Consider the following 25696-nt stretch of genomic DNA (forward strand, 5'->3'; position numbering starts at 1 on the left):
ATTCTGGTGCCTTCGATTCCTGTGGGGGGATGTCAATGTCCAGAATCACTGGGTCCTGCCTGCGCGCCGCCGCGCTGGCCGGACTACTCGGCTCCGGCCTGGTCGCGGTCGTCGCGCCGGCCGCCTCGGCCGCCACCATCACCGTCACCACGACGGCCGACACGGTCGACGGAGGTGATGGACAGACCTCGTTGCGGGAAGCGTTCGCGACCGCCGGCTCGAACGGCGTCGACGACGTCATCGCGCTCGGCGCCGCGCAGACCTACTCGCTGACCAGCTGCACCGGTCCGCTGACCCATGCCGAGGGCCACGAACTCGTTGTCCAAGGCAACGGTTCGACGATCGAGCAGAGCTGCGACGCGGTCGGCATCATCGACAGCACCGACCACGCCGGCCGGCTGGAGCTGCAGGACCTGATCATCGACGGTGGTCCGAACACCGCGGCGACCGCGCTGGAGGGCGCCGCCGTTCGCTCGGACAGCGAGTTGCTGCTGGCAAACGTCGAGATCCGCAACGTCCTGTCGCCGGGCGGCTCGGTCGTCTGGTCCAGCTTCGACCACGGCACCACGCCGTACCGGCTGACGCTGAACGGCAGCAACCTGCACCACAACACCGGCAGCATCGTCAGCTGTGACAACTGTTCGGCGAAGCTGGACGGCACGACGATCTCGGACAACACCGGCTCGGGCATCTCGCTGGTCGACGGCTACCCGCTGCAGATCGACAACTCGACCATCTCGAACAACACCCGCGCCGGGATCAGCAACACCGGCCAGGGTTTCCCGGCCAACAAGACCGCGATCAACTTCAGCCAGATCCAGAACAACGGCCGGGTCGGCATCCGCTGCGTGAACTGCGGCCTGCTGGCGATGTACTCGAGCGGCGTTGCCAACAACGGGCTCACCGCGGCCGACGCGCTCGGCGGCATCTCCTTCTCGATGTCGGAACGCAGCGGTACGCCGGCGTCGGGGATCAACATCATGCTGTCGGGCATCACCGGCAACAAGAGCACCGTCGCGGGTGGCGGCCTGTCGGTCACGCCGGTGCTGGTCGAGGACGGCGGGAACACCGCGTCGACGTACCTCGACCGGACGCCGATCGACAACAACATCTCGGCCGGTGACGGCGGTGGCGTCGCGGTCGGGGTCGGCAACCTCAGCTTCTACAAGGGCAGCCTGATCGGCAACACTGCCGCCCAGCGCGGTGGCGGTCTCGCTTACACCACGCCTGGCCCGCCCACCTCGGTGTCGGTGGACTCGACCGAGATCCTGAACAACACCGCCGGGACCGACGGCGGCGGGATCTACAGCAACAGCCCGGGCGCGGTCAGCGGCTTCCAGCCGATCATCGCCGGCAACACCGCGACCGGTAACGGCGGCGGCGTCAAGGTTGGCTTCGCCTACCAAGCCGACTTCGACGGTGCCAAGATCCACGACAACAAGGCCGCGAACGGCGCCGGGCTGGACCTGGCCGCCGAGTCGATCATTTTCGACAAGTCGACGATCAACGCCAACTCCGTCGTACCGGCCACTGGTACCGGTGGTGGCGCACGGATCTCCGGGTTCGGGGCCAGCTTCCTGAACTCAACCATCAACGGCAACACCGCTGCGATCGGTGGTGGCCTCAACATCACCACCGCCACCCACGTCACGCTGTCCCACGTGACGATGGCCGATGACACAGCGACCACCGGTGCACACGTCGCTGCGGTCCCGGCGGCCACGGTCCACATCAATCGCAGCGCCCTGGTCCTGCCGATCACCGGTACTGCGTGCGCGGGCGTGGGCGGCGCGTTCAACAGCGTCTCGGGTGGTTTCTCCGTACTACGGGACGCCACCTGCGGCTCGATCGCCTCGGACCTGGTGACGGCCGCCGATCCGCAGCTCGGCCCGTTGTCGAACGGCTACCCGTCCGGGCGGTTGCCGGCAGCAACCAGTCCGCTCGGCGGCCGGGTGCCGGTGGCGAACTGCACGATCGAGGACGACCAGCGGTTGCAGGCCCGGCCGCTCGGCGCGAACTGTGACGCCGGGTCGGTCGAGTTCGTCGAGACGGTCGCGCCGGCCGATCCGGACCAGGCGCTGAAGGACCTGATCGCCGAGGTCAAGGCCCTGCACCTGTACAAGCCGCTCGAGAAGTCGCTGGTGCTCAAGCTCGAACTGGCCCGGGTCGCGATCAAGGCGAACCAGAAGCCGGCCGCGAAGGTGCTGCTGAACGCGTTCATCCTCGAGGTGAAGTCGCAGTCCGGCAAGAAGATCCCGGCCGCCGCCGCGACCCAGCTGGTAGCGAAGGCCACCGCGATCAGAAACTCCCTGTAACGGTCACCGGCCGGTCCTTTTCGGAGGGCCGGCCGGCCAGGTGGGCGGTGCCCGGGATCCCTGGCGCCGGCCCGGTGATCAGAAGCGGTCGCCGGGGTCCGGGGTGCCTGGGCTGCCGGTGCCTGGGGTGCCGCCGCTGGTCGGGCTGGGACTGACGCTCGGTGACGTCGGAGTAGTACCCGGGCTCTCGGAGTTCGGCGGCGGGGTCGTCGGGGTGACGGTGACCGTGACGGTGTCGCTCGGTGACGGGATGACCGGTTCCGGTTCCACCTCGGGGGCGTTGCGGAACAGCAGCCAGGCGATCAGGATCGCGAGCACCATGATGATCGCCATCGTGATCAGCGACATCGTGATCGCGAACCAGGAAGCCGGCCGCAGCGCCGACGGCCACGGCAACGGCCAGATCCGGAACAGGCCCGGGCGACGGCGGTGCTCCCAGTAGTGCCGGAAATCCGGCCCGCGGACGCGGCCGCCCATCGGCGGGATCCGGTCCATCAGGACTGCCGACAGCACGTCCTCGCCCCGCCGCTCGGCGATCTCTCGCTCGTCGGCGGCGGCGCTCGATCCGTCATCGGTCCGGATCGGCCCGAGCGCGACCCAGAGCGCCAGATCGTCGTCGTCCGCGTCGTTGTGGGCGAGCACGACTCCGGGCGGCAACTCGTCGACCGCGGTCACGAACCGGTCCCGGGCCGCCGCGTCGTCGGCCGCGCCCTCGGTCATCAGCGCGACCACGGCGTCGCGGCCGGTCTCGTCACTGGCCGAGTACAGGTAGCCGGCCGCGTTCGCGCCGAGCCGGGCGCGCAGCCAGAAGTCGCCGACCCGCGGCGGGTCCTCCGGCAGCAGCGGCAACGCGTCCGGCAGCACCCGCGCGGGCGCCTCGGCCGGAGCCTTGGGCTCCGACGGCGCCGCCGTTTCGGTGTGGGAGTCGGTCGCGGTCATCAGTACCAATCCCACCACATCCCTGGTAGCAGTGTCGCCCAGGCCAGCCCAAGTACGGCGTACCGGTGTGTTCGGATTTGGGCGGGTGGGGAGGATAGGAGGGGAGCCGGGCGGGGCGCGCTCGTGTCCGGACCCGGCGATCTGATGGAATGGCGGCAGTTCCCGAGCGCAGAACAAGGTCCCGTGTGGGACCCCGGAAGGACAGGCATGACCGAAACCACTGTGCCGGCAGGGTCAGTGGCCCAGCAGTCCCATTTGGTCAGCGAGGCGATCAGCGAGGTCAAGCGGGTGATCGTCGGCCAGGAGCACATGGTCGAGACGCTGATGGTGTCGCTGCTGGCCAAGGGACACTGCCTGCTCGAAGGTGTGCCCGGCGTCGCCAAGACGCTGGCCGTGCGGACCTTCGCCTCGGTGGTCGGTGGCTCGTTCGCCCGGATCCAGTTCACCCCCGACCTGGTGCCCTCCGACATCGTCGGCACCCGGATCTACCGGCAGACCCGCGAGGCGTTCGACATCGAGCTCGGGCCGACCTTCGTCAACTTCGTGCTGGCCGACGAGGTGAACCGGGCCCCGGCCAAGGTGCAGTCGGCGATGCTGGAGCTGATGGCCGAGCGGCAGGTGTCGATCGGCGGCCAGACCTTCCCGATGCCCAAGCCGTTCATCGTGATCGCCACCCAGAACCCGATCGAGTCCGAGGGTGTCTACCCGTTGCCCGAGGCGCAGCGGGACCGGTTCCTGGTCAAGATCGACGTACCGCATCCGCGCGGCCACGAGGAGTTCGAGATCCTCCGCCGGATGAGCGTGGACCCGCCGCAGCCGCGCCAGGTGCTGAAGCCCGAGACGATCATGGAGCTGCAGCGCTCGGCCGAGCAGGTTTTCGTGCACAACCTGGTCGCGGAGTACGCGGTCCGTCTGGTGATGGCGACCCGGACCCCGTCCGACTTCCACCTGCCCGACCTCGAGCCGATCATCGAGCTCGGGGTCAGCCCGCGGGCCACCCTCGGCCTGGTCGCGGCCGGCCGCGCGCTGGCGCTGATCCACGGCCGCGACTACCTGCTGCCCAGCGACGTCCAGACGGTCGCCCTCGACGTGATGGGCCACCGGCTCGGGCTGACCTTCGACGCGGTCGCCGACAACATCGACCCGCGCGCCGTGGTCGAGCGGATCCTGGCCACCGTCCCGCCGCCGCAGCCCGTCTGGCGCGACGGCACCGACGGCAGTGGCCGACCGGAATTCGTCTGACCTATGGCGAACCGACCAGATCCGCGGGTTGCGATGACGATCTCGCAACTCGCTCCCGAGCGTGCCCTGCGACGGCTGGAGCTCACGGTCGTCCGCCGGTTGGAGGGCATGCTGCACGGGGAGCACCTCGGCCTGCTGCCCGGCCCGGGCACCGAGCTCGCCGAGGCCCGCGAGTACCAGGTCGGTGACGACGTCCGCCGGATGGACTGGGCAGTAACAGCCCGTACTACGGTCCCGCACGTCCGCGACCTCATCGCGGACCGCGAGCTGGAGACGTGGGCGCTGGTCGACCTGTCCGCGTCGATGGACTTCGGCACCTCCCAGCTCGAGAAGCGCGAGCTGGCCGTCGCGGCGGTCGCGACCGTCGGCTTCCTGACCCACCGGCTCGGCGACCGCTTCGGCGGCCTGATGCTCCGTGACTCGTCGCTGCGCCGCTGGCCGGCCAGGTCCGGGCGGCTGGCGCTCTACGGCCTGCTCCGGGCGCTGCTGGCCGAGACCGACCACGGTGAGCACCAGGCCCGCAGCGACCTGGCCGGCGCGCTGGACTCGATGGCCAGGACCCAGCGCAAGCGTGGTCTGCGAGTGATCGTGTCCGACTTCCTGACCCCCGAGGACGGCGAGATCGACAGCCGGATGGAGCCGTCCTGGGAGCGCGCGATGCGCAAGCTGACCGCTCAGCACCAGGTGCTCGCGGTCGAGATCATCGACCCGCGCGAGCTGGAGCTGCCCAACATCGGCGTCGTCATGATCGGCGACCCGGAGACCGGAGCGATCCGGGAGATCGACACCCGCAAGCGCAGGATCCGCGAGCAGTACACCGCGGCCGCGCTGGCGCAGCGGGAACGAACCAGAACCGCCCTGCGTAGGGTAGGAGCCGGACATCTGGTCCTGCGGACCGACCGCGACTGGGTCGCCGACACCGTGCGGTTCGTCCTCGCCTACCGGCGGATGGCACCCCGCCTGCACCAACCGCCGAAGGGAGTGGCTCGCTGATGGAGTTCCTGTCTCCGGCCAGACTGTGGTTCCTGCTGATCATCCCGGTCGTCGTGGGCGCCTACCTCGTCCTGCAGCACCGGCGCGCGCAGTACGCGCTGCGGTTCACCAACATCGCGCTGCTCGATCGGGTCGCGCCGCGCCGCCCGCAGTGGCGCCGGCACCTGGCCGTCGTGCTGGCGCTGTTGGCCACGGGCTCGTGCATTGTCGCGTTCGCCCAGCCCAAGGACGAGGTGAAGGTGCCGCGGGAGCGGGCCACCATCGTGGTCGCGATCGACGTCTCGCTGTCGATGATGGCCACCGATGTCGACCCGAACCGGCTGGAGGCGGCGAAGAAGTCGGCGAAGAACTTCGTCAGCCAGCTGCCGGCCAAGTTCAACGTGGCGCTGGTGAACTTCGCCGGTACGGCGTCCATCATCGTGCCGCCGACCACCGACCGGGCCACCGTGCAGCGGTCGATCGACGGGCTCGAGCTGGCCGAGTCCACCGCGACCGGCGAGGGCATCTTCACCTCCCTGCAGGCGCTGACCCAGGTCCCGCCGGACCCCGACCACCCGAACGACCCGGCCCCGGCGCGGATCGTGCTGCTGTCGGACGGCAAGCGCACGGTCGGCCGGACCGCGCAGGAGGGCGCGCAGGCGGCGAAGGCGAAGAACACGCCCGTCTACACGATCACCTTCGGTACCGACTCGGGCTTCATCGAGATGGACGGCATCCGTCAGCGCGTTCCCCCGGACCGCGCCGAGCTGCGCAGCGTCGCCGAGATCACCGACGGAGAGGCCTACACGGCCGAGTCCGCCGGCGAGCTCGAAGACGTCTACAAGGACATCGGTTCCTCCGTCGGCTACGACCAGGTCGACAAGGAAGTCACCTCGCGCTTCGCCGGGATCGCCATGCTGCTGACCCTCGCGACGGCCGGCGCCTGTATCGCTTTGGCCTCCCGCTTTCCGTAACAGGCCCACCGCTGGCGGGCCTGTTACGGAATGATCAGCGCTTGGTGTCGGCGAAGGCGGTCAACCAGGCCAGGGCGGAGTTCCAGTTCACCGCGACTTCGTTGGTGGAGTAGGAGCCGATGTCGTCGACGTAGCAGGTGGCCGGTGCGCAGCCCTGGAGCTTGCGTTGGGCAACGGGGTCCTGCAGGCCGGAGTTCGGTCCACCCGCCAGCGATCCGGGCGCCGGCGTCGGCAGCGCCGGGTCCAGGGCGTTCGCCCAGAAGCGGTGATGCTGGTTGTGACTGTCCCGTTCGCCGTACCCGGTCACGTAGGACTGGTTGATGGCGTTCCGGCCGAGCAGGTAGTCGAGTGACTCCAGCGCCGCGCCGCGGTACTTGCCGTTGTGGGTCAGGTTGTAGGCCGTTGCCATGATCATCGAGTTGTTGGCGACGGCGCTGTTCGATCCCCAGACGTACTTGCCGTCCGCCGGGAGATAGGGGTTGGCATACCCCTGCGAGCGCAGATCGGCGACGTACTGGTCGGCGACCTTGCTGATCCTTTGCGTCAGCCGCCAGCGCTCGAGCAACGGCAACCGCCACGCGATGCGGGCAAGGGCGAGGTCGGCCAAACCGCCGGTTTCCTGCCAGGAGAAGCCGTCAGCCGCCTTCAGTTGGGTGGTGATCGCCTTCTTGTAGGACTGCTTGCCGGTCGTCGCGAAGAGCTCGGCGGCTGCCCAGGAGAACTCGTCGGTCACCTTGGCATCCTCGTACGCACCGCCGCCTTCGCCGCCCGGGGGCGCGTAGACCGCTGGGTTCGCGAGTGCTGCCTTCCAGGCCTTGTCCGCTGCCGTGAGGCATCGAGCGGCCAGCGCCTTGTCCCAGCGCGCGTAGACCCGGGCACAGCGGGCCCCAACGGCCGCGACGTTCAGAGTGGCGGCAGTCGACGGGGGATAGAGGTAGCGCGGCTGCGGGTCGTCGGCAGGCTTGAGCGGCAGACCGGTCCACTTCTCGTCGTGGATCTTGTGATGGACCATGCCGGACGGCGACTGCATGCGCAGCAGGAAGTCGAGCTCCCACTTCGCTTCGTCCAGAACATCGGGAATCTCGTTGCCTGCTTCAGGAATCCGCAACGCCTGGTCGCCGGACTGCTCGTAGAGGTCGAGGAGTTGCCACGCGGCCAAGGCTCCGTTGACGACGTACTTGCCGTGGTCGCCGGCGTCGTACCAGCCACCCCGTACGTCGAGGCTGTACGTGCACGTCCCGGGGAAGCAGGGGACCGAGGTGTCGCCCTGGTTCGGCGCGACACCGAGATGGCCGGCGGCGCGGGCGCGCTCCGGACCGGCGTACGCGGGTTCGATTGGGATGCCGCTGCGGTTGTGGTAGAAGTACGCGAGCGCGTCCTGTCGCAGCGAGCGGTAGATGTGGTTGCCGATGGCAAATGGTTCGCTGAGCTGGTCACCGACCGCGAGACGGTAGCCGTCGCCGGTGCCGCGGTACGTCCCGAAGTCGATCAGCTGGACCTTGGTGCCGGACATTGCATCCGCGCCGAAGGGGCTGGTGCGGCCGCTGGTCGCGACGCTGCCGTTTGCGGCGAGCAGTCGCCACGGCTGTGGCGTGGTCTCGTCGGTGACGTAGGTGGCGCGCTTGGGTCCGCTCGGCAGGTAGCCGAGCTGGTTCACCCGCACCGGCGACCCGAAGTCCCGTACACCACCAGGTGGCACGACTCCGCCGATGAACGAGATGTTGTCGAGGCAGAGCGTGTACGGCTCCGCGCCGCCGCCGGCCTGGAAGGTGACCTGGGTGTGCTCGGAGGTGGTCGGTGAGGTCTCGGTGAAGACGAAGGTCTGCGGGGTGGTGGTGACCTCGATGCCCTGGTTGATCACCGTCGCCCGGGGTGTGGACGCGGTCTGCACGACCGCCCGGAAGCTGCTCGGCCGGCTCGCCGAGGCATCGAACCGCAGCGTGTAAGGCTGGCCGCTCTCCACCGGTACGTCGTCCTGGCCGATCATCGAGTCCCAGACGTTCACCGTGCCGCCTGGAATCTCGGCGCACAGTCGTCCGGCGTCGACGGTGGTCGGTGTGTTGCCGCTGCTCCACCACGGGCTCTTGCTGCCATCGTCGAAGGTCCCGTTCAACACCCGCTCGTACTGCGGGCCGTCGGCCGCTGCGGCGGGCTGGGAGGCCGTCGGGATCACGGCCGAGGCGGGGATGAGGAGGAAGGCGATCAGGCCGGTCGCCGAGCGCCTTCGGAATCTGGACATGCTGCTGCCTCCGGTGGGAAAGAGCGCTGGGAGCGCTTTCACTTTGGCCTACGAGTCAGCGGCGTCCCTGTGCATGGTGCCGACCACTTCTGAGCGTGTCAAGGGCTGAACTGAGCGTGATTTTCGCTCTTCACAACCGGGCCCGGCTGCCCTATCGTCGACCGGAAGCGCTCCCAGTTCTGAACCCGCCCCTCAGCAGCATCGGGTTCTGGCCGGCGCTGACTCAGCGGCGTCACCGTGGCCTCGGCGCCCGCAGTACTGGGAGCGCTTCCAGCAATTGCTCGGCCGCGATCGGAAGGACTAGTCATGCGGGGTGGGAGAGGGATCGCCCTCAACGCGGACGAAAGCACGGAAGGCGAGGCGCAGGCCGGGCGCATCGCAGTACAGCAAGAGCCGACCCAGGCAGCGCCCAAGCAACCACAGCAACCGGCTGACCCGGCTACGGCGCCTACGTCGGTGGGGTTGGCGTGGCGGAGTTGGCTGGATGTGGAGCGGGCGCCGTATCTGCGATGGGCAACCCTCTCGGGCTGTCCGTGAGGCCGGCTGGCCGGTCGTGACCGATATACAGTTTCCGCCAGGCAAGGCGAAGGAGAAGACGAAGGTGGCGATCGAGACGCCGAGGCGGCAACCCACGCTCGACGAGGTTGCCGAGCGGGCCGGGGTATCGCGGTCCGCGGCGTCGCGGGTGATCAACAACGCGCCGCACGTGAGCCGGGCCAAACGCGAGGCGGTCCAGCGGGCCGTCGACGATCTCGGATACGTGCCCAACGCAACGGCTCGCGCACTCGCCACCCAGCAGGCCGGCGCGGTGGTGCTGGCCATCTCGGGCGACGATCCGGCGATGTTCACCGACCCGTTCTTCGCCGAGGTGGTGGTCGGCATCAACTCCGTGCTGGAAGAAACCGAACTCGAACTGATGCTCTCGCTCGCCACCTCGACACGCGGCCAGGCACGACTGGAGCAAGTACTACGAACCAGGCAAGCCGACGGCGTCATGCTGATGTCCTTGCATGGTGACGATCCGTTGGCAGCGGTCGCCGCCAACGCCTCGGTACCGGTCGTCTTCGGCGGCCGGCCACTGAACTTCGAACCCCGGTACTACGTGGATGCGGACAACCGCGGGGGAGCGCGACTCGCGACCGAGCACTTGGTCGCGGCCGGCCGTCGCAAGATCGCCACCATCACCGGTCGCCCGGACGAGGGAGCCGGGATGGCCCGGCTACAAGGCTTCCGCGACGCGCTCGCTGTAGCGGGGCTGGACAACAGCCTGGTGGACAACGGCGAGTTCAGCGAGGACGGCGGCAGCCTGGCGATGGCCCGGTTACTCGAACGCGCCCCCGATCTCGACGCAGTCTTCATCGCCTCCGACCAGATGGCTGTCGGCGCCCTTCGCGTGCTGGCCCGAGCCGGCCGCGCAGTACCGGCCGATGTCGCCATCGTCGGCTTCAATGACATCCCCGCCGCGCGGCACACCACCCCACCGCTCACCACGGTCAACCAACCCATCCACGCCCTAGGGCGCGAGATGGCCCGCATGCTCCTTGCCGTCATGGCCGGCGACCAACCCAGCCCCCTCATCCTGCCCACCCGCCTGGTGACCCGCTCCTCGGCGTGAGAACGGCGTCGAGGAGGAATCGCGACACGACGGTGATGTAGTTGACACGGCGAGGCTGCTGGTGTCCGACCCGTTGGTGGTGCAGTATGGACCTCGCTGTCCGGGATCGACGGCAAGTGATCGAGAACGCTGGGGAAGGCGCCCCTCGAGCACACAGGAGGTCCCGGTGGCGACGACTCGTGGCGTTCTTTACGTCCACACAGTGCCGTCAGCGTTGTGCCCGCATGTCGAGTGGGCGGCGGGCGGCATCCTTGGTGTGCCCGTGAAACTCGACTGGACACCGCAGCCCGCGGCGCAGGGAACCTACCGGGCGGAGCTGTCGTGGCAGGCCGAGGCCGGCACGGCGGCCAAGCTGGCGTCCGCGTTGCGCGGCTGGCAGAAGCTGCGCTTCGAGGTCACCGAGGAACCGAGCAACGGGGTCGAGGGGGAGCGCTACTCCTTCACGCCCACGCTCGGCGTCTTCCACGCGACCACCGGCGTGCACGGCGACATCATGGTGCCCGAGGAACGGTTGAAGGCCGCGATGCTGAAAGCCGCCAGTGGCGAGGCGGATCTGACCGAGGAGGTCGAGCGTTTGCTCGGCCGTCCCTGGGACGACGAGCTCGAACCGTTCCGGTACGCCGGTGACGGCGCGCCGGTCCGCTGGCTCCACCAGGTCGTCTGAGCTGAACCTGAGAACTTCAGAAGAAAGCCAAGAACCGCAAGACTTCCTCGAACTTTTCGACCATGCTGTGAGTCAGACGTTCCACCAGGGTGGAGGAGCCGTGGCCGCTGGGCCACCGGGTGTCGGGACACCCCCGGTTGTCGCAAACAGCGGCCGCACCACGTGAAAGGGCGCGGACCTCACGGTCCGCGCCCTTTCCTTTTCCGTTGTCCTACTGGCCGTAGCCCTTCGCGGTCCAGCCAAGCGATCCGAGCGACCCGCCCTTGATGTCGGTGCCGCGCCGGTCGGTCCGGTTGGCGTCGAAGTACACCGCCGCCGCCCCGGCCGCGGTGATGCCGAGTAGCGACCGGCCGCTGGGATGCGATCCGCAGTAGCCGCTGCTGAGGCTGGTGAACCCGCCCCAGCCTGTCGACTTCAGCACCGTGGAGCTGATCGTCGTGGGCTTGGCCACGTTGATCCGCCACTCCACCAGCTCACCGCTGGTCTTGGTGCCGATCAGTACGTCGACCTTCGCGGTGCCGGTCCCTTCGGTGCGCTCGAAGGTCAGCGTCTTGACCGCGTTCCAGCCGGTCGCCCGCAGCCGCACCGGTGCGGACACGGCCGGTGTGGTGCTTGGTGTAGGTCAGCTTGTACCGATAGAGCGAGGTGCCCGCGACGCGGTAAAGGTAGGTGCTGCCGTTGGCCAGGATCCGGGTGCCGGCGAATCCGGAGGCGATCCGGCTGGAGGTGTTCCTGGTCATCTTCCAGACGCCGTTGGTCCGCTCGCCCCGGCGTTCGAGGTCGTAGAGGTAGCCGTTGGTCGGATGGGTGGCCAGTTCGCTGCTGATGAACAGGTTCGTGTCACCGGCCGCGCCCCACTGCTGCCACGCGGACGGTACCCAGGTCAGCTTGTCGCCCGGGTACGCCGTGACCCTGGTCCTGCGAGCGTTGTAGCCATAGGCAAGCCGCTGGCCGTCCGAGCGGTAGGCCGTCGCGCACGCGACGGCACAGACGGTTCCCTCGAAGGAGACGTGCTCGGCGTACTAGAGCGGGATGTTCCCGTGCCGGCCGCGGATCCGGCCGGTGGACTCGGCGGTGGCGATCGCGGCGGCCAGCGCCGAGCGGGTCTTCGCGGGCTCGACGATCTCGTCGACGACGCCGATCTCGCGGGCGCGCTCGATCCCGCCCGCGATCTTCTCGTGTTCCGCGGCCAGCTCTGCCTCGACCTGCGAACGCAGTTCCGGCTCGACGTCGGCCAGCCGGCGGCGATGCAGCACGCGGATCGCGGCGATCGCACCCATCACGGCCACCTCGGCCCGCGGCCAGGCGAACACCCGGGTCGCACCGAGCGAGCGCGCGTTCATCGCGATGTAGGCGCCACCGTAGGTCTTGCGGGTCACCAGCGTGACCCGCGGTACGACGGACTCCGCGAAAGCGTGCAGCAGCTTGGCGCCCCGCCGTACGACGCCGTCCCACTCCTGACCGACACCCGGCAAGTAGCCCGGTACGTCGACCAGCACCACCATCGGTACGCCGAACGCGTCGCACATCCGCACGAACCGCGCGGCCTTCTCCGCCGACAACGCGTCCAGGCAGCCACCCAGTCGCAGCGGGTTGTTCGCGATCACCCCGACGGTCCGGCCACCGAGCCGGCCGAGAGTAGTGACGATGTTCGGTGCCCACCGTTGGTGCAGCTCGACGCCGGAGTCCTCGTCGAGCACCCCACCGACCAGCGGGTGGACGTCGTACGCGCGCTTGGCCGACTCCGGCAGCAGACCCGACAGGTCGGTGTCGGACACGTCGCCGGACACCTCGCCGGGATTGGCGAACAGGTCCGCGAGGCGGCGGGCCTTCTCGATCGCGGCCGCCTCGGAGTCGGTGGTGATGTGCACGACCCCGGACCGCCGGCCGTGCGGCTCGGGACCGCCGAGCCGCAACATGTCGACGTCCTCACCGGTGACCGAGCGGACGACGTCCGGACCGGTGACGAAGATGCGCCCTTCCGGGCCGAGGACGACGATGTCGGTCAACGCCGGCCCGTACGCCGCGCCGCCGGCGGCCGGCCCGAGCACGACCGAGATCTGCGGGATCTTGCCCGAGGCCTGGGTCATCTCGAAGAAGATCTTGCCGACTGCGTGCAGGCTCAGCACGCCCTCGGCCAGCCGCGCGCCACCGGAGTGCCACAGACCGATGATCGGCAGCTCCTCGGCCCGCGCCACCCGGTAGGCCTCGACGACGACCTCGCAGCCCTGGTCGCCCATCGCACCGCCCATCACGGTGGCGTCGGAGCAGAACGCGATCACCGGCGCTCCCGCGATCCGGCCGCGGGCCGCGAGCATGCCGGACAGGTCGTCCGGGGTGATCAGCTCGAGAGTGCCCGGATCGAACAAGGCGGTGAGCCGGGAGACCGGATTGCGGGGATCCTCTTCGCGCGGCAGCTTGGCCGGCTTCACAGGGGCGGTGGTCATAGCGGTCTCCCGGCTCGACGAACTACATCAGATGGACTGACGGCATCAGATTGATTTGAAGGCCAAGGCGACGTTGTGGCCACCGAAGCCGAACGAGTTGTTCAGGGCCGCGATGTCCCCGTCACCGAGCTTGCGCGGCTCGGTCGCGATGTCGAGCTCGACGCCGTCGTCCACCTTGTCCAGGTTGATGGTCGGCGGCACCACCCGGTGGTGCAGGGCGAGCACGGTCGCGATCGACTCGACCGCACCGGCCGCGCCGAGCAGGTGACCGATCATCGACTTCGGCGCGGTCGCCACGGCGTTGTCGGTGGCCTTGCCGAGCGCCTTGCGGATCGCCACCGACTCGGCGACGTCACCGGCCGGGGTCGAGGTGGCGTGCGCGTTGATGTGCACGATGTCGCCGGTGGCCAGGTCGCCCTCGCGCAGCGCCTGCAGCATCGCGCGCTCGGCGCCCGAACCGGTCGGGTCCGGCTGCACGATGTCGTGACCGTCGGCGGTGATCCCGGAGCCGGCGAACTCGGCGTAGATCTTCGCGCCGCGGGCGACCGCGTGGTCGTAGTTCTCCAGCACCAGGACGCCGGCGCCCTCACCGAGCAGGAAGCCGTCGCGGTCCACGTCCCACGGACGCGAGGCGCGCTCGGGGTCGTCGTTGCGCTTGCTCAGCGCCATCATCTGGCCGAACGCGGCCAGCGGCAGGCCGGCGATCGAACCCTCGGCGCCACCGGCCACCACGATGTCGGCGCGGCCGAGGCGGATCTGGTCGGCGGCCAGCGAGATGGCCTCGTTGCTCGACGCGCAGGCGGAGACCGGGGTCTGGACGCCGGCCAGCGCACCGAGCTCGAGGCCGACGTTGGCGGCGGCCGAGTTCGGCATCAGCATCGGGATCGCCAGCGGCGAGACCCGGCGCGGGCCCTTCTGCAGCGCGTCGTAGTTGGCCAGGGTGGTGAGCAGGCCACCGATGCCGGTGGCGATCGCCACGCCAAGGCGGGTCTTGTCCAGCTCGACGTCGGCCAGACCGGAGTCGGCCCAGGCCTCCCGGGCGGCGACGACGGCGAACTGCGCGTTGCGGTCCAGCCGGCGCGCCTTCACCCGCTCGATGATCTCGGTCGGCTCGACGGCGGCGGGCGCGGCGATCTTGACCGGCAGCTCCTCGACCCAGTCGGCGGTGAGCAGCTTCGCGCCGGACTTGCCGGCCAGCAACGCGTCCCAGGTGCTGGCGACGTCGCCCCCGACCGGGGTCGTCGCTCCGAGCCCGGTGATCACGACTCGGGTCTTCGACATGGTTACCTCATCCTTCGGCGTAGCAGCGAGTGGTTGAGCCAGGGGAGTCCGGTACGGCGTACCGGCCGGTGCTGCCGGAGCGGTGGCTCACCGGACCGCGAGATCCGGTGAGCACCACGGCCAGCAAAGATCGAGTCGAGGGACTCGATCAGCCGTTCTGGGCGCGCTCGATGAACGCGACGGCGTCGCCGACGGTCTTCAGGTTCTTGACCTCGTCGTCGGGGATCTTGACGCTGAACTTCTCCTCGGCGGCCACGACCACCTCGACCATGGAAAGCGAGTCGACGTCGAGGTCGTCGGTGAAGGACTTGTCCAGCTGGACGTCCTCGACCGGGATGCCGGCGATCTCGTTGACGATCTCGGCGAGGTCGGAGCGGATCTCTTCGGTGCTGGCCATCTTTGTGTTTCCCCTTCGAATGCTGTGTGAGCAGTAGGTACTGCGGTGGTGCTAGCCGGGCCGGCCACTTGAGCCGAACCGGACAACTATGGGAGGCGGATCACCTGGGCGGCGAAGGTCAGGCCCGCGCCGAAGCCGAGGATGAGGGCGAGATCCCCGCTCTTGGCCTCGCCGTTCTCGCGCATCGTGGCGATGGCGAGCGGGACGGACGCGGCCGAGGTGTTGCCCTGCCGCTCGATGTCGCGGGCCACCTTGACGTGCTCGGGCAGCTTCAGGGTACGGCGCATCGCGTCGGTGATCCGCATGTTGGCCTGGTGCGGGATGAACAGGTCGAGGTCCTCGGCCTTGACCCCGGCCACGTCCAGCGCCTGCTGCGCGGTCTTGGCCATCTCGAACGAGGCCCACCGGAACACCGGGTTGCCGTCCATCGTGAGGTGCGGCCACTGGGAGTTGCCGTGCGCCTCCTGCCAGGACTCCTTCTGGCTGATCACCTGGTGCTGGGTGCCGTCGGAGCCCCAGACCACCGGGCCGATACCCGCCTGCTCGCCCGGCCCGACCACGGCCGCGCCGGCGCCGTCGGCGAAGATGAACGCCGTCCCGCGGTCGGTCCGGTCGGTGATGTCGCTGAGCCGCTCCACCCCGATCACCAGCACGTACTTCGCGCTGCCGCCGCGGACCAGGTCGTTGGCCAGCGCGATGCCGTAGCAGAAGCCGGCGCAGGCCGCCGAGATGTCGAAGGCCGCGGCGGTCGGCGCACCGACCGCGACGGCGATCTGGGTCGCGATCGCGGGCGTCTGGTAGAGGTGCGTGACGGTCGCGACGACCACACAGCCGATCTGGGCCGGGTCGATGCCGGAGTCTTCCAGCGCCTCCTTGGCGGCGTTCGTCGACATCATCAGCACGGTCTCGTCCGCGGAGGCCCAGCGGCGCTCCTTGATCCCGGACCGGGTCTGGATCCACTCGTCACTGGAGTCGATGTGCTCCAGGATCTCCGAGTTCGGCACGACCCGGCGCGGCCGGTACGAGCCGAGGCCCAGTACGGCGGCGTGCGCGGCGCCGGTCGTTTCCGCGATCTGTCCGCCCATGTCAGTTCACTCCACTCGGGTGCAGCCGGACCAGCGGCTGTCCTGGGGCGACGGGGTCGCCCTCTTCCACCAACCACTCGACCACGCTGCCGCCGTGCGGCGCGCGGACCTCGACCTCGTCCCGCAGGCTCTTCACGATCGCCACCACCTCGCCGGCCTCGACCGTGTCACCGGCCTCGCGGGCGATCTGCCCGTCCCGCGTGAAGGTGCCCTTCATCGGTGCCACCAGCAGCCGCCAGGTCGGCGACGCGTCGAGCTCCGACGGGCTGCCGTGCTTGTCCACGAAGGCGCGGGCGTCGTCGAGCTGGTCCGGCGTCTTCAGCGCGAACGTCTCGACTCCCTTGAGCGCGCGCCGGGCGATCCCGGTCAACGTGCCGGCCGGGGTCATCTCCAGGATGCCGGTGACCTGCAGGTCGGCCATCGTCTGCATGCACAGGTCCCAGCGGACCGGCGCGTTGACCTGCTGCACGAGCCGGCTCAGCACCTCGCGGCCGTCGTGCACGATCTGGCCGTCCCGGTTCGAGATCAGCCGGGTGCGGGGATCGTGGGTGGTGATGGAGCGGGCGTACCCGGCCAGGGTCTGGACGGCCGGCTCCATGTGCTTGGTGTGGAAGGCGCCCGCGACCGACAGCGGGATGAGCCGCGTCTTGGCCGGCGGGTCGGCCTGCAGGGCGGCCAGCTCCTCGACGGTGCCGGCGGCGACGATCTGGCCGGGACCGTTGTCGTTGGCGGCGGTCAGCCCGTACTGCGCCAGCTTGGCCAGGATCTCCTCGCGGTCTCCGCCGAGCACGGCGGTCATCGAGGTCGGGGTCAGCGCGGACGCGGCGGCCATCGCCTTGCCCCGCTCGCGGACCAGCACCATCGCCTGCTCGGCGCTGATCACCCCGGCGCCGACGGCGGCGGCGAGCTCACCGACGCTGTGGCCGGCCAGCGCGCCCATCTTCTGGAACGCGTCCCCGGGGTGCGGGAACAGCGCCAGCGCGGACAACATGCTCGACGCGACCAGCAACGGCTGCGCGATCGCGGTGTCGCGGATGGTCTCGGCGTCGGCCTTGGTGCCGTAGTGGGCGAGGTCGAGACCGGCGACCGCGGACAGCCAGTTCAGCCGGTTCTCGAAGACGGGGTCGGCCAGCCACGGCTCGAGGAATCCTGGGGTCTGGGCGCCCTGTCCGGGCGCGACGATGACGAGCACGTGACAACTCTCCCTGAGCCGGGCCCTTCGCGGTGCACGAAGCGGCACGAATTCTACCGGTACGACTTTGTAGGAATCCTACAAAACGGACGCACCGGGGTCCGGGTTGAGCAGGCGCCCGAGGGCCAGTGCGACACGTAACGTGAAAGCGTCTCGGGGATTCGACGGCGAGTAGCCCGTGAGATCCCCCACACGCTTCAATCTGTACCGGACGGTATTCGCGTGGATGAACATCGCCCGGGCTGTCGCCTCGATCGAACCACCCGAGTCCAGGTACGCCGCGACGGTGTCGAGGAGTACTCCGTCGCCCATGGTGAGCGGGCCATAGACGTCCGAAGCGAGCTGCCTGCGTGCGTGACCGTCTCCGGACAGTGACCTCTCGGGCAGCAGCTCGTCGGCCTGGACCGGCCTCGGAGCGCCCGGCCAGGCGGGGGCCGCGCGGAGTCCGGCGACCGCGGCCCGGGCGCTCGTGACGGCCGACATCAGGTCTTTCACGACCGGCCCGACGACGATCGGACCGGGCCCGAACCAGCCGATCAGCTTTTGTACGATCTCGACAGGTTTACTCGTACCACCGAGTACCACCACCAGCCGGTCGCCCTGCATCGCGCAGAGCGCGTCGGCCCCGGCCTCACGGGCAGCATGCCGTACTGCGTCCGCCACGTTCGCGCTGCCGGACTCGGTCTCCAGGGCGCGCCCGACGACCACGGCGACCTCCGACGACGTGCCGCCCGTCGTACTGGTGCCGGTCCAGCCGAGGGCCGAGGCGCGGGATCGGACCGACTCGTCCGCCTCGCCGCGGATCACCGAATCGACCACGAGCGCTTCCAGCCGGGCGTCCCACGCGCCGCGCATCTCGGCGGCCTGGGCGTAGACGGTCGCGGCGGCGAAGGCCACTTCGCGGGCGTAGCGCTGCATCGACTCCCGCACGATCGGTACGTCGTCCGGTGGGAGCAGGTCACCGATCCTGTTCTCGATCACCTCGATGGTGGTGCGGACCAGGTCGACCGTCTGGTGCAGCGAGATGACCCGGGTGAACTCCCGCGGCGCCGAGCCGAACATCCGGGTCGGCATCGACGAGTGCGCCTCCGGGTCGCGGAACCAGTCGACGAACGCGGTGATGCCGGACTGCGCGACCAGCCCGATCCAGGAGCGGTCCTGTGCCGAGAGCTGACCGAACCACGGCAGTTTCTCGTCCATGGCGGTCATCGCAGCGGTCGCCAGGGCGCCGGTTGCTCCCTGCAACCGTTCCGCCCGCGCGTCATGCGCCTTGGTCGCCCGCTTGGTCGCCACGTCCCGACCATACAGACGTCGTCGCCACCGGGACGGCGAAGTGGTCGCCGAGCGCGGCGAGCGCCGGATGCCGGTTGTCGGCCCGCCGGATCAGCGAGTGTGGATAGACCGGCGTCGGATCGCGGAAGTCGATCCGCCGCAACCGGTAGCTCTCCGGCCAGCGGAACCGCGTCTGCTCGCCGACGAAGGTGGCGCGGGTGGGGTCCTCCGCGAGCCCGTCGAGCATGACGTCGAGGCCGAAGTTGGGGCCGGTCGTGTCGATGCTGAAGCCGAACGCGGCGGCGAGCTCGTCGTAGTACGCGGACCACTCGGTGCCGGCGAGGTTGCCGGGCATCCAGATCTCCCGGCCTTCCAGCTCGGCGAGGGTGAGGGTGTCGGCGCCGGCGAGTGGGTGTGCGGGTCCGGTGAGCAGTTGGAGCGGCTCGTCGAAGACGCGGGTCGCGATGAGGTCGGTGCCGAGTGGACCGCGGAGTGCCCGGAAAGCCGCGTCGACCTTGCCTTCCCGTACTGCGGCGATGGCCGCTGCCCCGTCCGGCAGGGTGGCGATGTCGAGGTCGACGTCGGGGTGGGCGCGGTGGAAGTCGCGCAGCAGACCGGCCGGGGCGAGGAAGCCGGCGATCACGTCGACGCGGAGAGGCCGGCTTCCGGGTCTGACTGAGGCCAGGGCACGCTGCGCGGCTTCGAGAAGCGCTTGGGCGTGGGGGAGGAAGGTCTGGCCGTCGAGGGTGAGCTGGGCGCCACGCGCGGTACGGGTGAAGAGGGTTGTGTCGAGGTGGCGCTCCAGCGCGGCGATGCGTTTGGAGACTGCCTGCTGGCTGATTCGCAGGTCGTCGGCGGCGTCCTGGAACTTGCCCGCGGTGGCCGCCGCGACGAAGGTCCGAACAGCCTCGAGATCCACGGAGTCAGTTCTACAGGGTCCTACAGGGCGAGGAACGGGTGGTTGGCGAAGCGGTCTGCAACGAGCCGGTGGGTGGCTGCGTCGGGGTGGAGCTGGTCGGGGAGGGGGTGTACTGCGAAGTCCGCCTCGCCGTACAGGTCTCGGCCATCGAGGTAGCTGAGGTTGGGGTCGGTCTTTGCTCGCGTGGCGGTGATCTCTGCCAGCGCTTGGCGGATGTAGGTGAGGGTGAGTTTGCCGGGTTCGCTGGGTCGCCGGTTGCGCGGAAGCTGACCTTGCCGTTGGTGAAGTCCGGTGCGCCCGGTCCGGGGGTGTCTTCGTGGATCGGGCAGTAGATCGCCGAGACCACGAGGAGGGGCGTGTCCGGGTGGCCGTCGCGGATCGTGTCGAGGAAGCCGTGGACCGCCGGACCGAACGCGCGCTGCCGCATCAGGTCGCTGTTGACCAGGTTGATGCCGATCTTCACGCTGATCAGGTCGGCGGGCAGGTCGCGCATCGTGCGCGCGGTGAACGGGTCGAGCAGGGCGCCGCCGCCGAAGCCGAGGTTGACCAGCTCAACGTTGCCGCGGGCCGCGGCCAGCGCGGGCCAGGTTGCCGTCGGGCTGTCCGCGTTGGAGCCGTGGCTGATCGAGCTGCCGTGATGCAGCCAGATCTTCTTGCCCTGGTCGGGTTGGGGTTCGACGGGTGCATTGGTGCGCAGGGCAACCAGTTCGGTGCGTTCGCGGTGCGGGAGCCAGATCTCCACGTTCTTGTCGCCGTCGGTGAGTTCCGTGAAGGCGACCGTCGTGGGGGAGCCTGGTGCGAGCTCGGCGGATCCTGTGGCGAGGTCGATGGTGAGGACGTTGCCGCCCGACGCGCTGGCCTGTGCCGTGAGGCGGCCGTCGACGACGAGGTCGTAAAGGCCGTCGGGCATGGCAGGCGCACCGGCGTACGCGACCTTGGTCGGGAGGACGTCCAGCTCGATCTCGGTCGCGGTGGTGCGGAAGACGATCCGTACGCCGGACGGCTGGGCCTCGGCCATCGCGAGCTGCCCGTCGTTGGTCTGGGCGCGGGCCCAGGCGGGCAGGCGATGCGGCAGCACGCCGTACTGCGTGGTCTCCAACTCCACGGCACCTCGGACCAGTCGCTCGTCGATCGGGGTTGTGCTCATAGGTACTATCCTAATAGTCCTAGGCAAATGACTAGAGGGGGCCGGTATGCCGCGAGTGGGGATGACCACCGAGCGCCTGACCGCGGCGGCGGCCGAACTGGCCGACGAGATCGGCTTCGCCAACGTCACGGTCTCGGCGCTGGCCCGGCACTTCGGAGTGAAAGACGCGAGCCTCTATTCGCACGTGAAGAACGCCCACGACCTGCGCGTCAGAGTCGCCGCACTGGCACTGACCGAACTGGCCGACCGCGTCGCGGCCGCGATGGCCGGACGCGCGGGCAAGGAGGCGCTCTTCGTCTTTGCCAATTCGTATCGCGACTACGCCAAGCAGCACCCCGGCCGGTACGCCGCTATGCAGCAGGACCTCGACGCGGACGGCCCCGCAGGCGCCCCGGCCCGCCGGCACGCGGACCTGACCCGCGCGATCCTGCACGCATACAACCTCACCGGCCATGCCCAGACCGACGCCATCCGTCTCCTCGGCGCCACCCTCCACGGCTACATCACCCTCGAACTGGCTGGCTCTTTTCGTCACACTCCTCGCTCGACCGCCGCTTCTTGGCGCACCACCCTCACCGCACTCCACACTCTCCTGACCAACTGGCCGCCCGGCTGATTGCCTCAGGTTGTCCGTGGGAGGCGGCATGATGGGGGGATGAGTGATCGGGCGGGTGTCGAGGCTGCGGTGGAGGCGCTGAGGAAGATCGGGTACTTCCTCGAGCGCGACCGGCAGCCCACGCATCGGGTGAAGGCGTACCGGCGGGCGGCGGACACGATCTCGGCGTTGCCGTCGGCCGAGGTGCGGGCGCGGCGGCGGGCCGGCACGCTGACCGAGTTGCCGGGGATCGGGCCGAAAACCGAGGCCGTGATCATCGAGGCGATGGACGGCGCCGTCCCGTCGTACCTGGTGAAGCTGGAGCAGGCGGCCGGGGAGCTGACCGCGGCCGGCGCCGGTGTCGGGTTGCGGGCGGAGTTGCAGGCCGACCTGCATCTGCACTCGGACTGGTCGGACGGCGGCAGCCCGATCGAGGAGATGGCCCGTACCGCAGCCGCGCTCGGCCACAAGTACATCGCGCTGACCGACCATTCGCCCCGGCTGACGGTGGCCAACGGCCTGTCCCGGGAGCGGCGGTTGCAGCAGCTCGAGGTGGTTGCTGAGCTGAACAAGAAGCTCGGCGACGAGCTCGACGGGTTCACCATCCTCAACGGCATCGAAGTCGACATCTTGGACGACGGTTCGCTCGACTGTGACAGCGAGATCCTGGCCCGGCTCGACCTGGTGGTCGCGAGCGTGCACTCGAAGCTGCGGATGGAGTCCGAGGCGATGACCGAGCGGATGGTGCGCGCGGTCGCCAACCCGCACGTCGACGTACTGGGTCACTGCACCGGTCGGCTGATCACCGGCGGACGCGGCACCCGGCCGGAGTCGCAGTTCGACGCCGAGGTGGTTTTCGAGGCCTGCAAGCAGTTCGGCACCGCGGTCGAGATCAACTCCCGCCCCGAACGCCTCGACCCACCCCGCCGCCTGCTCTCACTCGCAGTCGAGACGGGTTGCCTGTTCTCGATCGACACCGACGCGCACGCCCCGGGCCAACTCGACTGGCAGATCTACGGCTGCGAACGCGCCGAAGACTGCGAGGTCCCCGCCGACCGAGTCATCAACACCTGGGACGCCGACACCCTCCAGACCTGGACCGCTTCATGAGCAACCTCGAAGACCACCCTGCGGAAGGTGCCTGTGGCGGCGAAGGGGCCGACGGGCCGGTGCTGGAGTTGCTGGAGCCCCGGGAAGTTGTGCTCGGGCGCACGACAAAGGTGCGGCGGTTGTTGCCGAACAAGAACCGCCGGATGGTCGGTGCCTGGTGTTTCGTCGATCACTACGGACCCGACGACCTGAGCGGGCGGGTCGACTCGTACGGCGGACCGGGGGAGCGGGGCATGCTCGTGCCGCCGCATCCGCACACCAGCCTGCAGACGGTGAGCTGGTTGTTCGAGGGCGAGATCGAGCACCGCGACAGCGTCGGTTCGCACGCGATGGTGCGGCCCGGCGAGCTGAACATCATGACCGCCGGCAACGGCATCGCGCATTCCGAGATCTCGCTGCCGGACGGCCCGCCGACCCTGCATGGCGCTCAGCTCTGGGTGGCGCTCCCCGACTCCAGCCGCACGACGGTGGCGCCCCACTTCAACGCGTACGCCGACCTGCCCACGGTGGAGCTCGACGGTGCCAAGGTCACCGTCATGATCGGCACGGTCGCCGGCGTCACGTCCCCGGCTCCGGCGTACACGCCACTCGTCGGCGCGGACGTGCAGGTCGGCCACGGCCGGTCCATCACCCTGCCGCTGACCCCCGCCTGCGAGTACGCCGTCCTGGTGGTCGACGGATCGCTCAGCATCGGCGAAGGCGACCTGAGGCCGGGGTTCGGCGAGATGGTCTACCTCGGTGCCGGCCGGGAAGCCATAACCCTGACCTCGCCCGAGGAGGCCCGCTTCCTGCTCTTAGGCGGCGAACCGTTCGAGGAAGAGCTCGTGATGTGGTGGAACTTCATCGGCCGCAGCCACGACGAGATTGTTGCCGCGCGCAACGACTGGATGGCTTCGCTGGAGACCGGCGGCAGCAGCCGCTTCCCGGTCGTTCCCGGCTATGACGGCGACGCGCTGCCCGCTCCGGCTCTTCCCGGGACGCGGCTCAAACCGCGCACGCGACGGCGGTAGTAGGCCCAGGTGAGCACCAGCAGTGCTGGGCCCCAGAGGTTGAGGGGTGCGTAGCAGGCCAGCATCAAGGCCGCGGCCGCGTCGCTGGAGAACGGCAGGAAGTCGCCGCTGAAGACATCCCGGAAGGCGTAGGTCCAGAGCGCGATCAGCGAGAGCCCGCCGAGCGTCGCGGGGATGATCGCGGCGTACGGCGCGACGCGGCGGCCGCCGATGAGCGGGATCCATCGTGGCACGACCTCACCCCACGCCCTGACCATCCCGAAGGCGGTGAGCGCGACTGCCTCGGAGAACACCGTCAGGAACACGACGTACACCGACTCGCCGAAACCTTGCAGGTGCGCCGGCCGGCCGTAGTCGTCGAGCATCCCCATCGACGATCCCGCGACCAGTCCGAGTCGCCAGAGTCCCGAGGGCATGACCATGAACGGGATCGCGTGTGCCAGGCGATTGGCCCAGCGTGGTACCGGCTGCTCAGTCATGCCACCGAGCATCCCGCCGTACCCCGCACCGCGTCCTCACCCGCCGAAGGGATCGGACTCCCTCTCGGGAGTGGTCAGTCGCGACCGGCCGCGGGCCGACCTCGGCGGGCACCGCCAGGCGGTGGGTGCGGGCTAGAGCAGGTCGTGCTCGCGGGCGTGGGCGACGGCCGCGGTGCGGGACGGTACGTCGAGTTTGGTGAAGATGTTCGACAGGTGCCGGGCCACCGTCTTGTCGCTGAGCACGAGTTGGCGCGCGATCTCCGCGTTGCTGTTGCCAGCGGCAACCAGACGCAGTACTTCGAGTTCGCGCTGGGTCAGGCCGCCCGAGGTGGGCCGCTGCAGGAGTTTCGCGACCTCCTCCCGGCAGGTGGCGGCACCGAGCTCGGTGAACGTCTGGAGCGCGGCGGTCAGCTCGGCAGTCGCCGAATCCTCGTCTCCAAGATCCCGGAAGGCCCGCCCGACCAGGACCCGAGCGCGGGCGACCTCGTACGGCGCTTGCAGGCTGGTCCAGAGTTGCGCGGCCTGCCTGGCCGCGGGCAGGGCGCGGTTCAGGTCGTCCGCCGCCAGCGCGACCAGCCCGGCGCAGTGCGCCGCCATCGCCCGCACGCCTGCGCAGCCGAAGGCCTCCGCGATCTTCGTCAGCTCGGCTGAAGCCTCCGCGGCCTCGTCACCGCAGTCGGACGCGACGAGGATCTCGATCGCCGCCGGGAGCAGCCGCGAGCGGTGCACGGGGTCGCCGGTTTCGGTGAGCAGCCGGCGGATCGCGGCGAGAGCGGCCGGGCCGCGGCCGCGGGCCAGCCACAGCAGGGCGAGACCAGGCTGGGGTTCGTACCCGAAACCCGAGGCCTGCTCGTAGCAGGCTTCGGCCAGGGCGAGGTTGCCGCGGATCCGCTGGATGTCCCCGCACTCGCTCAGCGCGAGACCAGCGGCCGCCTGCGAACCAGACGCGGCATAGCGGCGGCAGGCGAGTTCGAACTCATCGAGCGCCTCGCTGAACGCCCCGTGCAGCCGCAGGATCTGGCCGCGGTGCACCGCGCACTGGCCTGTGAACGGCACCAGGTCGGGCTGGGTGTTGCACCAGCGGGTCAGCGCGCTTGTCCAGGCCGAGGCCCGGCCGAAGTCGGCCACCTCCTGGCAGGCCTCGATCATCGCGCAGTACACGTTGCCCGCGAAGATGGGCGACAGTTCACCGGCGGCGACTCCGACCATGGCCTCGTCCAGGAGCGCGAGACCTTCCGGGACCTGGCCGGAGTACATCAGGAGCCGGCCCTGGCAGACCAGGCCCTGGGCGACCAGGTCGGGTTCGCCGTACCGGCGGCCGAGGTCGGCCATCTCGGTACCGACCCGCAGCGCGCCCGGGAAGTCCTGCTGGTCGAGCCGCCGGAAGAACTCGTGGATCAGGAGGTAGCCGCGCTCCACCACCTCGGCCGGCTGGTCCGCCAGCAGCCGCTGGGCCCGGGCAGCCCAGCCGGCTGCGATCGCCGCCTCGCCGCGAGTACTGAGCACCAGACCGAGCCAGAAGGCGAAGCGGACGGCACGGAGGGTCTGTCCGCCCTCGACCTCGGCCTGGTAGCCGCGCTGCAGGGCCCGGATGCAGGCGTCGTCATCACCGGCCAGGAACGCGGCGGTGGCGAGCTTCAGCAGATCGTCCGTGCCCAGGTCGGGGACCTGCGACAGCCGGTCGTACACGGCTGCCCAGTCCCGCCGTTCGAAGGCCTTGCGCGCCTGCTCGAGGTCATCGACGATGCCCATCGCCATCCCCCCTGTAGCGGAGCCCTTGGTGCGGCACCCCTCGACCCTGA

General features: G+C 69.6%; 23 protein-coding genes. 10 read left to right on the top strand and 13 right to left on the bottom strand.

Annotated features, from left to right (window positions below; all coding sequences use genetic code 11):
• The first annotated feature begins 35 nt into the window (after positions 1-35).
• Positions 36-2315, top strand: coding sequence for a right-handed parallel beta-helix repeat-containing protein (locus AB0F51_RS21490; RefSeq protein ID WP_360282479.1), 2280 nt, complete (start codon positions 36-38; stop codon positions 2313-2315).
• Positions 2316-2393: 78 nt separating this feature from the next.
• Here the strand turns inward: AB0F51_RS21490 and AB0F51_RS21495 are convergent, their stop codons facing one another.
• A complete protein-coding gene (locus AB0F51_RS21495) occupies positions 2394-3254 on the bottom strand; it encodes a hypothetical protein (RefSeq protein WP_360282481.1) in 861 nt (286 codons plus the stop codon).
• 207 nt (positions 3255-3461) lie between these two features.
• Between AB0F51_RS21495 and AB0F51_RS21500 the strand changes: the two genes are divergently transcribed.
• The 3 genes from AB0F51_RS21500 to AB0F51_RS21510 are packed head-to-tail and all read left to right on the top strand — an operon-like array spanning position 3462 to position 6442.
• A complete protein-coding gene (locus tag AB0F51_RS21500) occupies positions 3462-4496 on the top strand; it encodes a MoxR family ATPase (protein ID WP_360282483.1) in 1035 nt (344 codons plus the stop codon).
• A gap of 33 nt (positions 4497-4529) precedes the next feature.
• Complete coding sequence (locus tag AB0F51_RS21505) at positions 4530-5489, top strand: DUF58 domain-containing protein (RefSeq protein WP_360282558.1); 960 nt, start codon at positions 4530-4532, stop codon at positions 5487-5489.
• Entirely contained in the window at positions 5489-6442 is a 954-nt protein-coding gene (locus AB0F51_RS21510) for a VWA domain-containing protein (RefSeq protein ID WP_360282485.1), read from the top strand. Before AB0F51_RS21505 ends, AB0F51_RS21510 begins: the two co-directional genes overlap by 1 nt.
• Positions 6443-6476: 34 nt before the next feature.
• Here the strand turns inward: AB0F51_RS21510 and AB0F51_RS21515 are convergent, their stop codons facing one another.
• Positions 6477-8681: a glycoside hydrolase family 9 protein gene (locus AB0F51_RS21515; protein ID WP_360282487.1), complete on the bottom strand. Its 2205-nt coding sequence runs from the start codon at positions 8679-8681 to the stop codon at positions 6477-6479.
• A 306-nt stretch (positions 8682-8987) separates the two neighbouring features.
• On the opposite strand from AB0F51_RS21515, the gene AB0F51_RS21520 reads away from it, so the two are divergent.
• The 3 genes from AB0F51_RS21520 (at position 8988) to AB0F51_RS21530 (ending at position 10960) form a co-directional block, all read left to right on the top strand.
• Entirely contained in the window at positions 8988-9218 is a 231-nt protein-coding gene (locus AB0F51_RS21520; RefSeq protein ID WP_360282489.1) for a hypothetical protein, read from the top strand.
• Between the two features lie 16 nt (positions 9219-9234).
• Positions 9235-10296 (top strand): LacI family DNA-binding transcriptional regulator, encoded by a 1062-nt coding sequence (locus AB0F51_RS21525; RefSeq protein WP_360282491.1) that lies wholly within the window; start codon positions 9235-9237, stop codon positions 10294-10296.
• A 166-nt stretch (positions 10297-10462) separates the two neighbouring features.
• Entirely contained in the window at positions 10463-10960 is a 498-nt protein-coding gene (locus tag AB0F51_RS21530) for a DUF3145 domain-containing protein (RefSeq protein WP_132193951.1), read from the top strand.
• Positions 10961-11171: 211 nt separating this feature from the next.
• Here the strand turns inward: AB0F51_RS21530 and AB0F51_RS21535 are convergent, their stop codons facing one another.
• From AB0F51_RS21535 to AB0F51_RS21575, 9 genes are all read right to left on the bottom strand, one after another.
• Positions 11172-11558 carry a hypothetical protein gene (locus AB0F51_RS21535; RefSeq protein WP_360282493.1) on the bottom strand — a complete coding sequence of 129 codons (387 nt, stop codon included), beginning with the start codon at positions 11556-11558 and terminating at the stop codon, positions 11172-11174.
• 424 nt (positions 11559-11982) lie between these two features.
• Positions 11983-13407, bottom strand: coding sequence for a carboxyl transferase domain-containing protein (locus AB0F51_RS21540; protein WP_360282495.1), 1425 nt, complete (start codon positions 13405-13407; stop codon positions 11983-11985).
• Positions 13408-13452: 45 nt separating this feature from the next.
• Positions 13453-14688: a beta-ketoacyl-ACP synthase II gene (locus AB0F51_RS21545; RefSeq protein ID WP_360282497.1), complete on the bottom strand. Its 1236-nt coding sequence runs from the start codon at positions 14686-14688 to the stop codon at positions 13453-13455.
• A gap of 148 nt (positions 14689-14836) precedes the next feature.
• Positions 14837-15085: an acyl carrier protein gene (locus AB0F51_RS21550; protein ID WP_270131318.1), complete on the bottom strand. Its 249-nt coding sequence runs from the start codon at positions 15083-15085 to the stop codon at positions 14837-14839.
• 86 nt (positions 15086-15171) lie between these two features.
• On the bottom strand, positions 15172-16170 hold the full coding sequence (locus AB0F51_RS21555) for a beta-ketoacyl-ACP synthase III (RefSeq protein ID WP_360282500.1): 999 nt from the start codon (positions 16168-16170) through the stop codon (positions 15172-15174).
• A gap of 1 nt (position 16171) precedes the next feature.
• Positions 16172-17362: an acyltransferase domain-containing protein gene (locus tag AB0F51_RS21560; RefSeq protein WP_360282502.1), complete on the bottom strand. Its 1191-nt coding sequence runs from the start codon at positions 17360-17362 to the stop codon at positions 16172-16174.
• Positions 17363-17440: 78 nt separating this feature from the next.
• A complete protein-coding gene (locus AB0F51_RS21565; RefSeq protein WP_360282504.1) occupies positions 17441-18655 on the bottom strand; it encodes a helix-turn-helix domain-containing protein in 1215 nt (404 codons plus the stop codon).
• The gene (locus AB0F51_RS21570) at positions 18624-19553 is read right to left on the bottom strand and encodes a LysR family transcriptional regulator (RefSeq protein WP_360282506.1); all 930 of its coding nucleotides are present in this window, start codon (positions 19551-19553) and stop codon (positions 18624-18626) included. Before AB0F51_RS21570 ends, AB0F51_RS21565 begins: the two co-directional genes overlap by 32 nt.
• Before the next feature lie 10 nt (positions 19554-19563).
• On the bottom strand, positions 19564-20700 hold the full coding sequence (locus AB0F51_RS21575; protein WP_360282508.1) for an SGNH/GDSL hydrolase family protein: 1137 nt from the start codon (positions 20698-20700) through the stop codon (positions 19564-19566).
• A 61-nt stretch (positions 20701-20761) separates the two neighbouring features.
• Here AB0F51_RS21575 and AB0F51_RS21580 point away from each other — a divergent pair, with 61 nt between their 5' ends.
• Genes AB0F51_RS21580 through AB0F51_RS21590 form a run of 3 tightly spaced genes read left to right on the top strand, consistent with a single transcriptional unit; the run spans position 20762 to position 23415 of the window.
• On the top strand, positions 20762-21316 hold the full coding sequence (locus AB0F51_RS21580; RefSeq protein WP_360282510.1) for a WHG domain-containing protein: 555 nt from the start codon (positions 20762-20764) through the stop codon (positions 21314-21316).
• Between the two features lie 39 nt (positions 21317-21355).
• Entirely contained in the window at positions 21356-22405 is a 1050-nt protein-coding gene (locus AB0F51_RS21585; RefSeq protein WP_360282512.1) for a PHP domain-containing protein, read from the top strand.
• Positions 22402-23415 (top strand): pirin family protein, encoded by a 1014-nt coding sequence (locus AB0F51_RS21590; RefSeq protein ID WP_360282514.1) that lies wholly within the window; start codon positions 22402-22404, stop codon positions 23413-23415. The genes AB0F51_RS21585 and AB0F51_RS21590 overlap by 4 nt, the downstream gene beginning before the upstream one ends.
• Here AB0F51_RS21590 and AB0F51_RS21595 read toward each other — a convergent pair.
• Positions 23343-23894 (bottom strand): hypothetical protein, encoded by a 552-nt coding sequence (locus AB0F51_RS21595; protein ID WP_360282516.1) that lies wholly within the window; start codon positions 23892-23894, stop codon positions 23343-23345. The two genes, AB0F51_RS21590 and AB0F51_RS21595, sit on opposite strands and share 73 nt — an antisense overlap.
• 132 nt (positions 23895-24026) lie before the next feature.
• The gene (locus AB0F51_RS21600) at positions 24027-25646 is read right to left on the bottom strand and encodes a LuxR C-terminal-related transcriptional regulator (RefSeq protein ID WP_360282518.1); all 1620 of its coding nucleotides are present in this window, start codon (positions 25644-25646) and stop codon (positions 24027-24029) included.
• Positions 25647-25696: the final 50 nt, after the last annotated feature.

Source organism: Kribbella sp. NPDC023855, from assembly GCF_040639475.1.
Taxonomy (GTDB): Bacteria; Actinomycetota; Actinomycetes; order Propionibacteriales; family Kribbellaceae; genus Kribbella.

What these genes read in the sequence shown, in the direction of transcription:
- AB0F51_RS21490 (WP_360282479.1), top strand. Translation starts at nt 36, where the DNA reads ATGTCCAGAATCACTGGGTCCTGCCTGCGCGCCGCCGCGCTGGCCGGA.
- AB0F51_RS21495 (WP_360282481.1), bottom strand. Translation starts at nt 3,254, where the DNA reads ATGACCGCGACCGACTCCCACACCGAAACGGCGGCGCCGTCGGAGCCC.
- AB0F51_RS21500 (WP_360282483.1), top strand. Translation starts at nt 3,462, where the DNA reads ATGACCGAAACCACTGTGCCGGCAGGGTCAGTGGCCCAGCAGTCCCAT.
- AB0F51_RS21505 (WP_360282558.1), top strand. Translation starts at nt 4,530, where the DNA reads ATGACGATCTCGCAACTCGCTCCCGAGCGTGCCCTGCGACGGCTGGAG.
- AB0F51_RS21510 (WP_360282485.1), top strand. Translation starts at nt 5,489, where the DNA reads ATGGAGTTCCTGTCTCCGGCCAGACTGTGGTTCCTGCTGATCATCCCG.
- AB0F51_RS21515 (WP_360282487.1), bottom strand. Translation starts at nt 8,681, where the DNA reads ATGTCCAGATTCCGAAGGCGCTCGGCGACCGGCCTGATCGCCTTCCTC.
- AB0F51_RS21520 (WP_360282489.1), top strand. Translation starts at nt 8,988, where the DNA reads ATGCGGGGTGGGAGAGGGATCGCCCTCAACGCGGACGAAAGCACGGAA.
- AB0F51_RS21540 (WP_360282495.1), bottom strand. Translation starts at nt 13,407, where the DNA reads ATGACCACCGCCCCTGTGAAGCCGGCCAAGCTGCCGCGCGAAGAGGAT.
- AB0F51_RS21545 (WP_360282497.1), bottom strand. Translation starts at nt 14,688, where the DNA reads ATGTCGAAGACCCGAGTCGTGATCACCGGGCTCGGAGCGACGACCCCG.
- AB0F51_RS21550 (WP_270131318.1), bottom strand. Translation starts at nt 15,085, where the DNA reads ATGGCCAGCACCGAAGAGATCCGCTCCGACCTCGCCGAGATCGTCAAC.
- AB0F51_RS21555 (WP_360282500.1), bottom strand. Translation starts at nt 16,170, where the DNA reads ATGGGCGGACAGATCGCGGAAACGACCGGCGCCGCGCACGCCGCCGTA.
- AB0F51_RS21575 (WP_360282508.1), bottom strand. Translation starts at nt 20,700, where the DNA reads ATGAGCACAACCCCGATCGACGAGCGACTGGTCCGAGGTGCCGTGGAG.
- AB0F51_RS21580 (WP_360282510.1), top strand. Translation starts at nt 20,762, where the DNA reads ATGACCACCGAGCGCCTGACCGCGGCGGCGGCCGAACTGGCCGACGAG.
- AB0F51_RS21585 (WP_360282512.1), top strand. Translation starts at nt 21,356, where the DNA reads ATGAGTGATCGGGCGGGTGTCGAGGCTGCGGTGGAGGCGCTGAGGAAG.
- AB0F51_RS21590 (WP_360282514.1), top strand. Translation starts at nt 22,402, where the DNA reads ATGAGCAACCTCGAAGACCACCCTGCGGAAGGTGCCTGTGGCGGCGAA.
- AB0F51_RS21595 (WP_360282516.1), bottom strand. Translation starts at nt 23,894, where the DNA reads ATGACTGAGCAGCCGGTACCACGCTGGGCCAATCGCCTGGCACACGCG.
- AB0F51_RS21600 (WP_360282518.1), bottom strand. Translation starts at nt 25,646, where the DNA reads ATGGGCATCGTCGATGACCTCGAGCAGGCGCGCAAGGCCTTCGAACGG.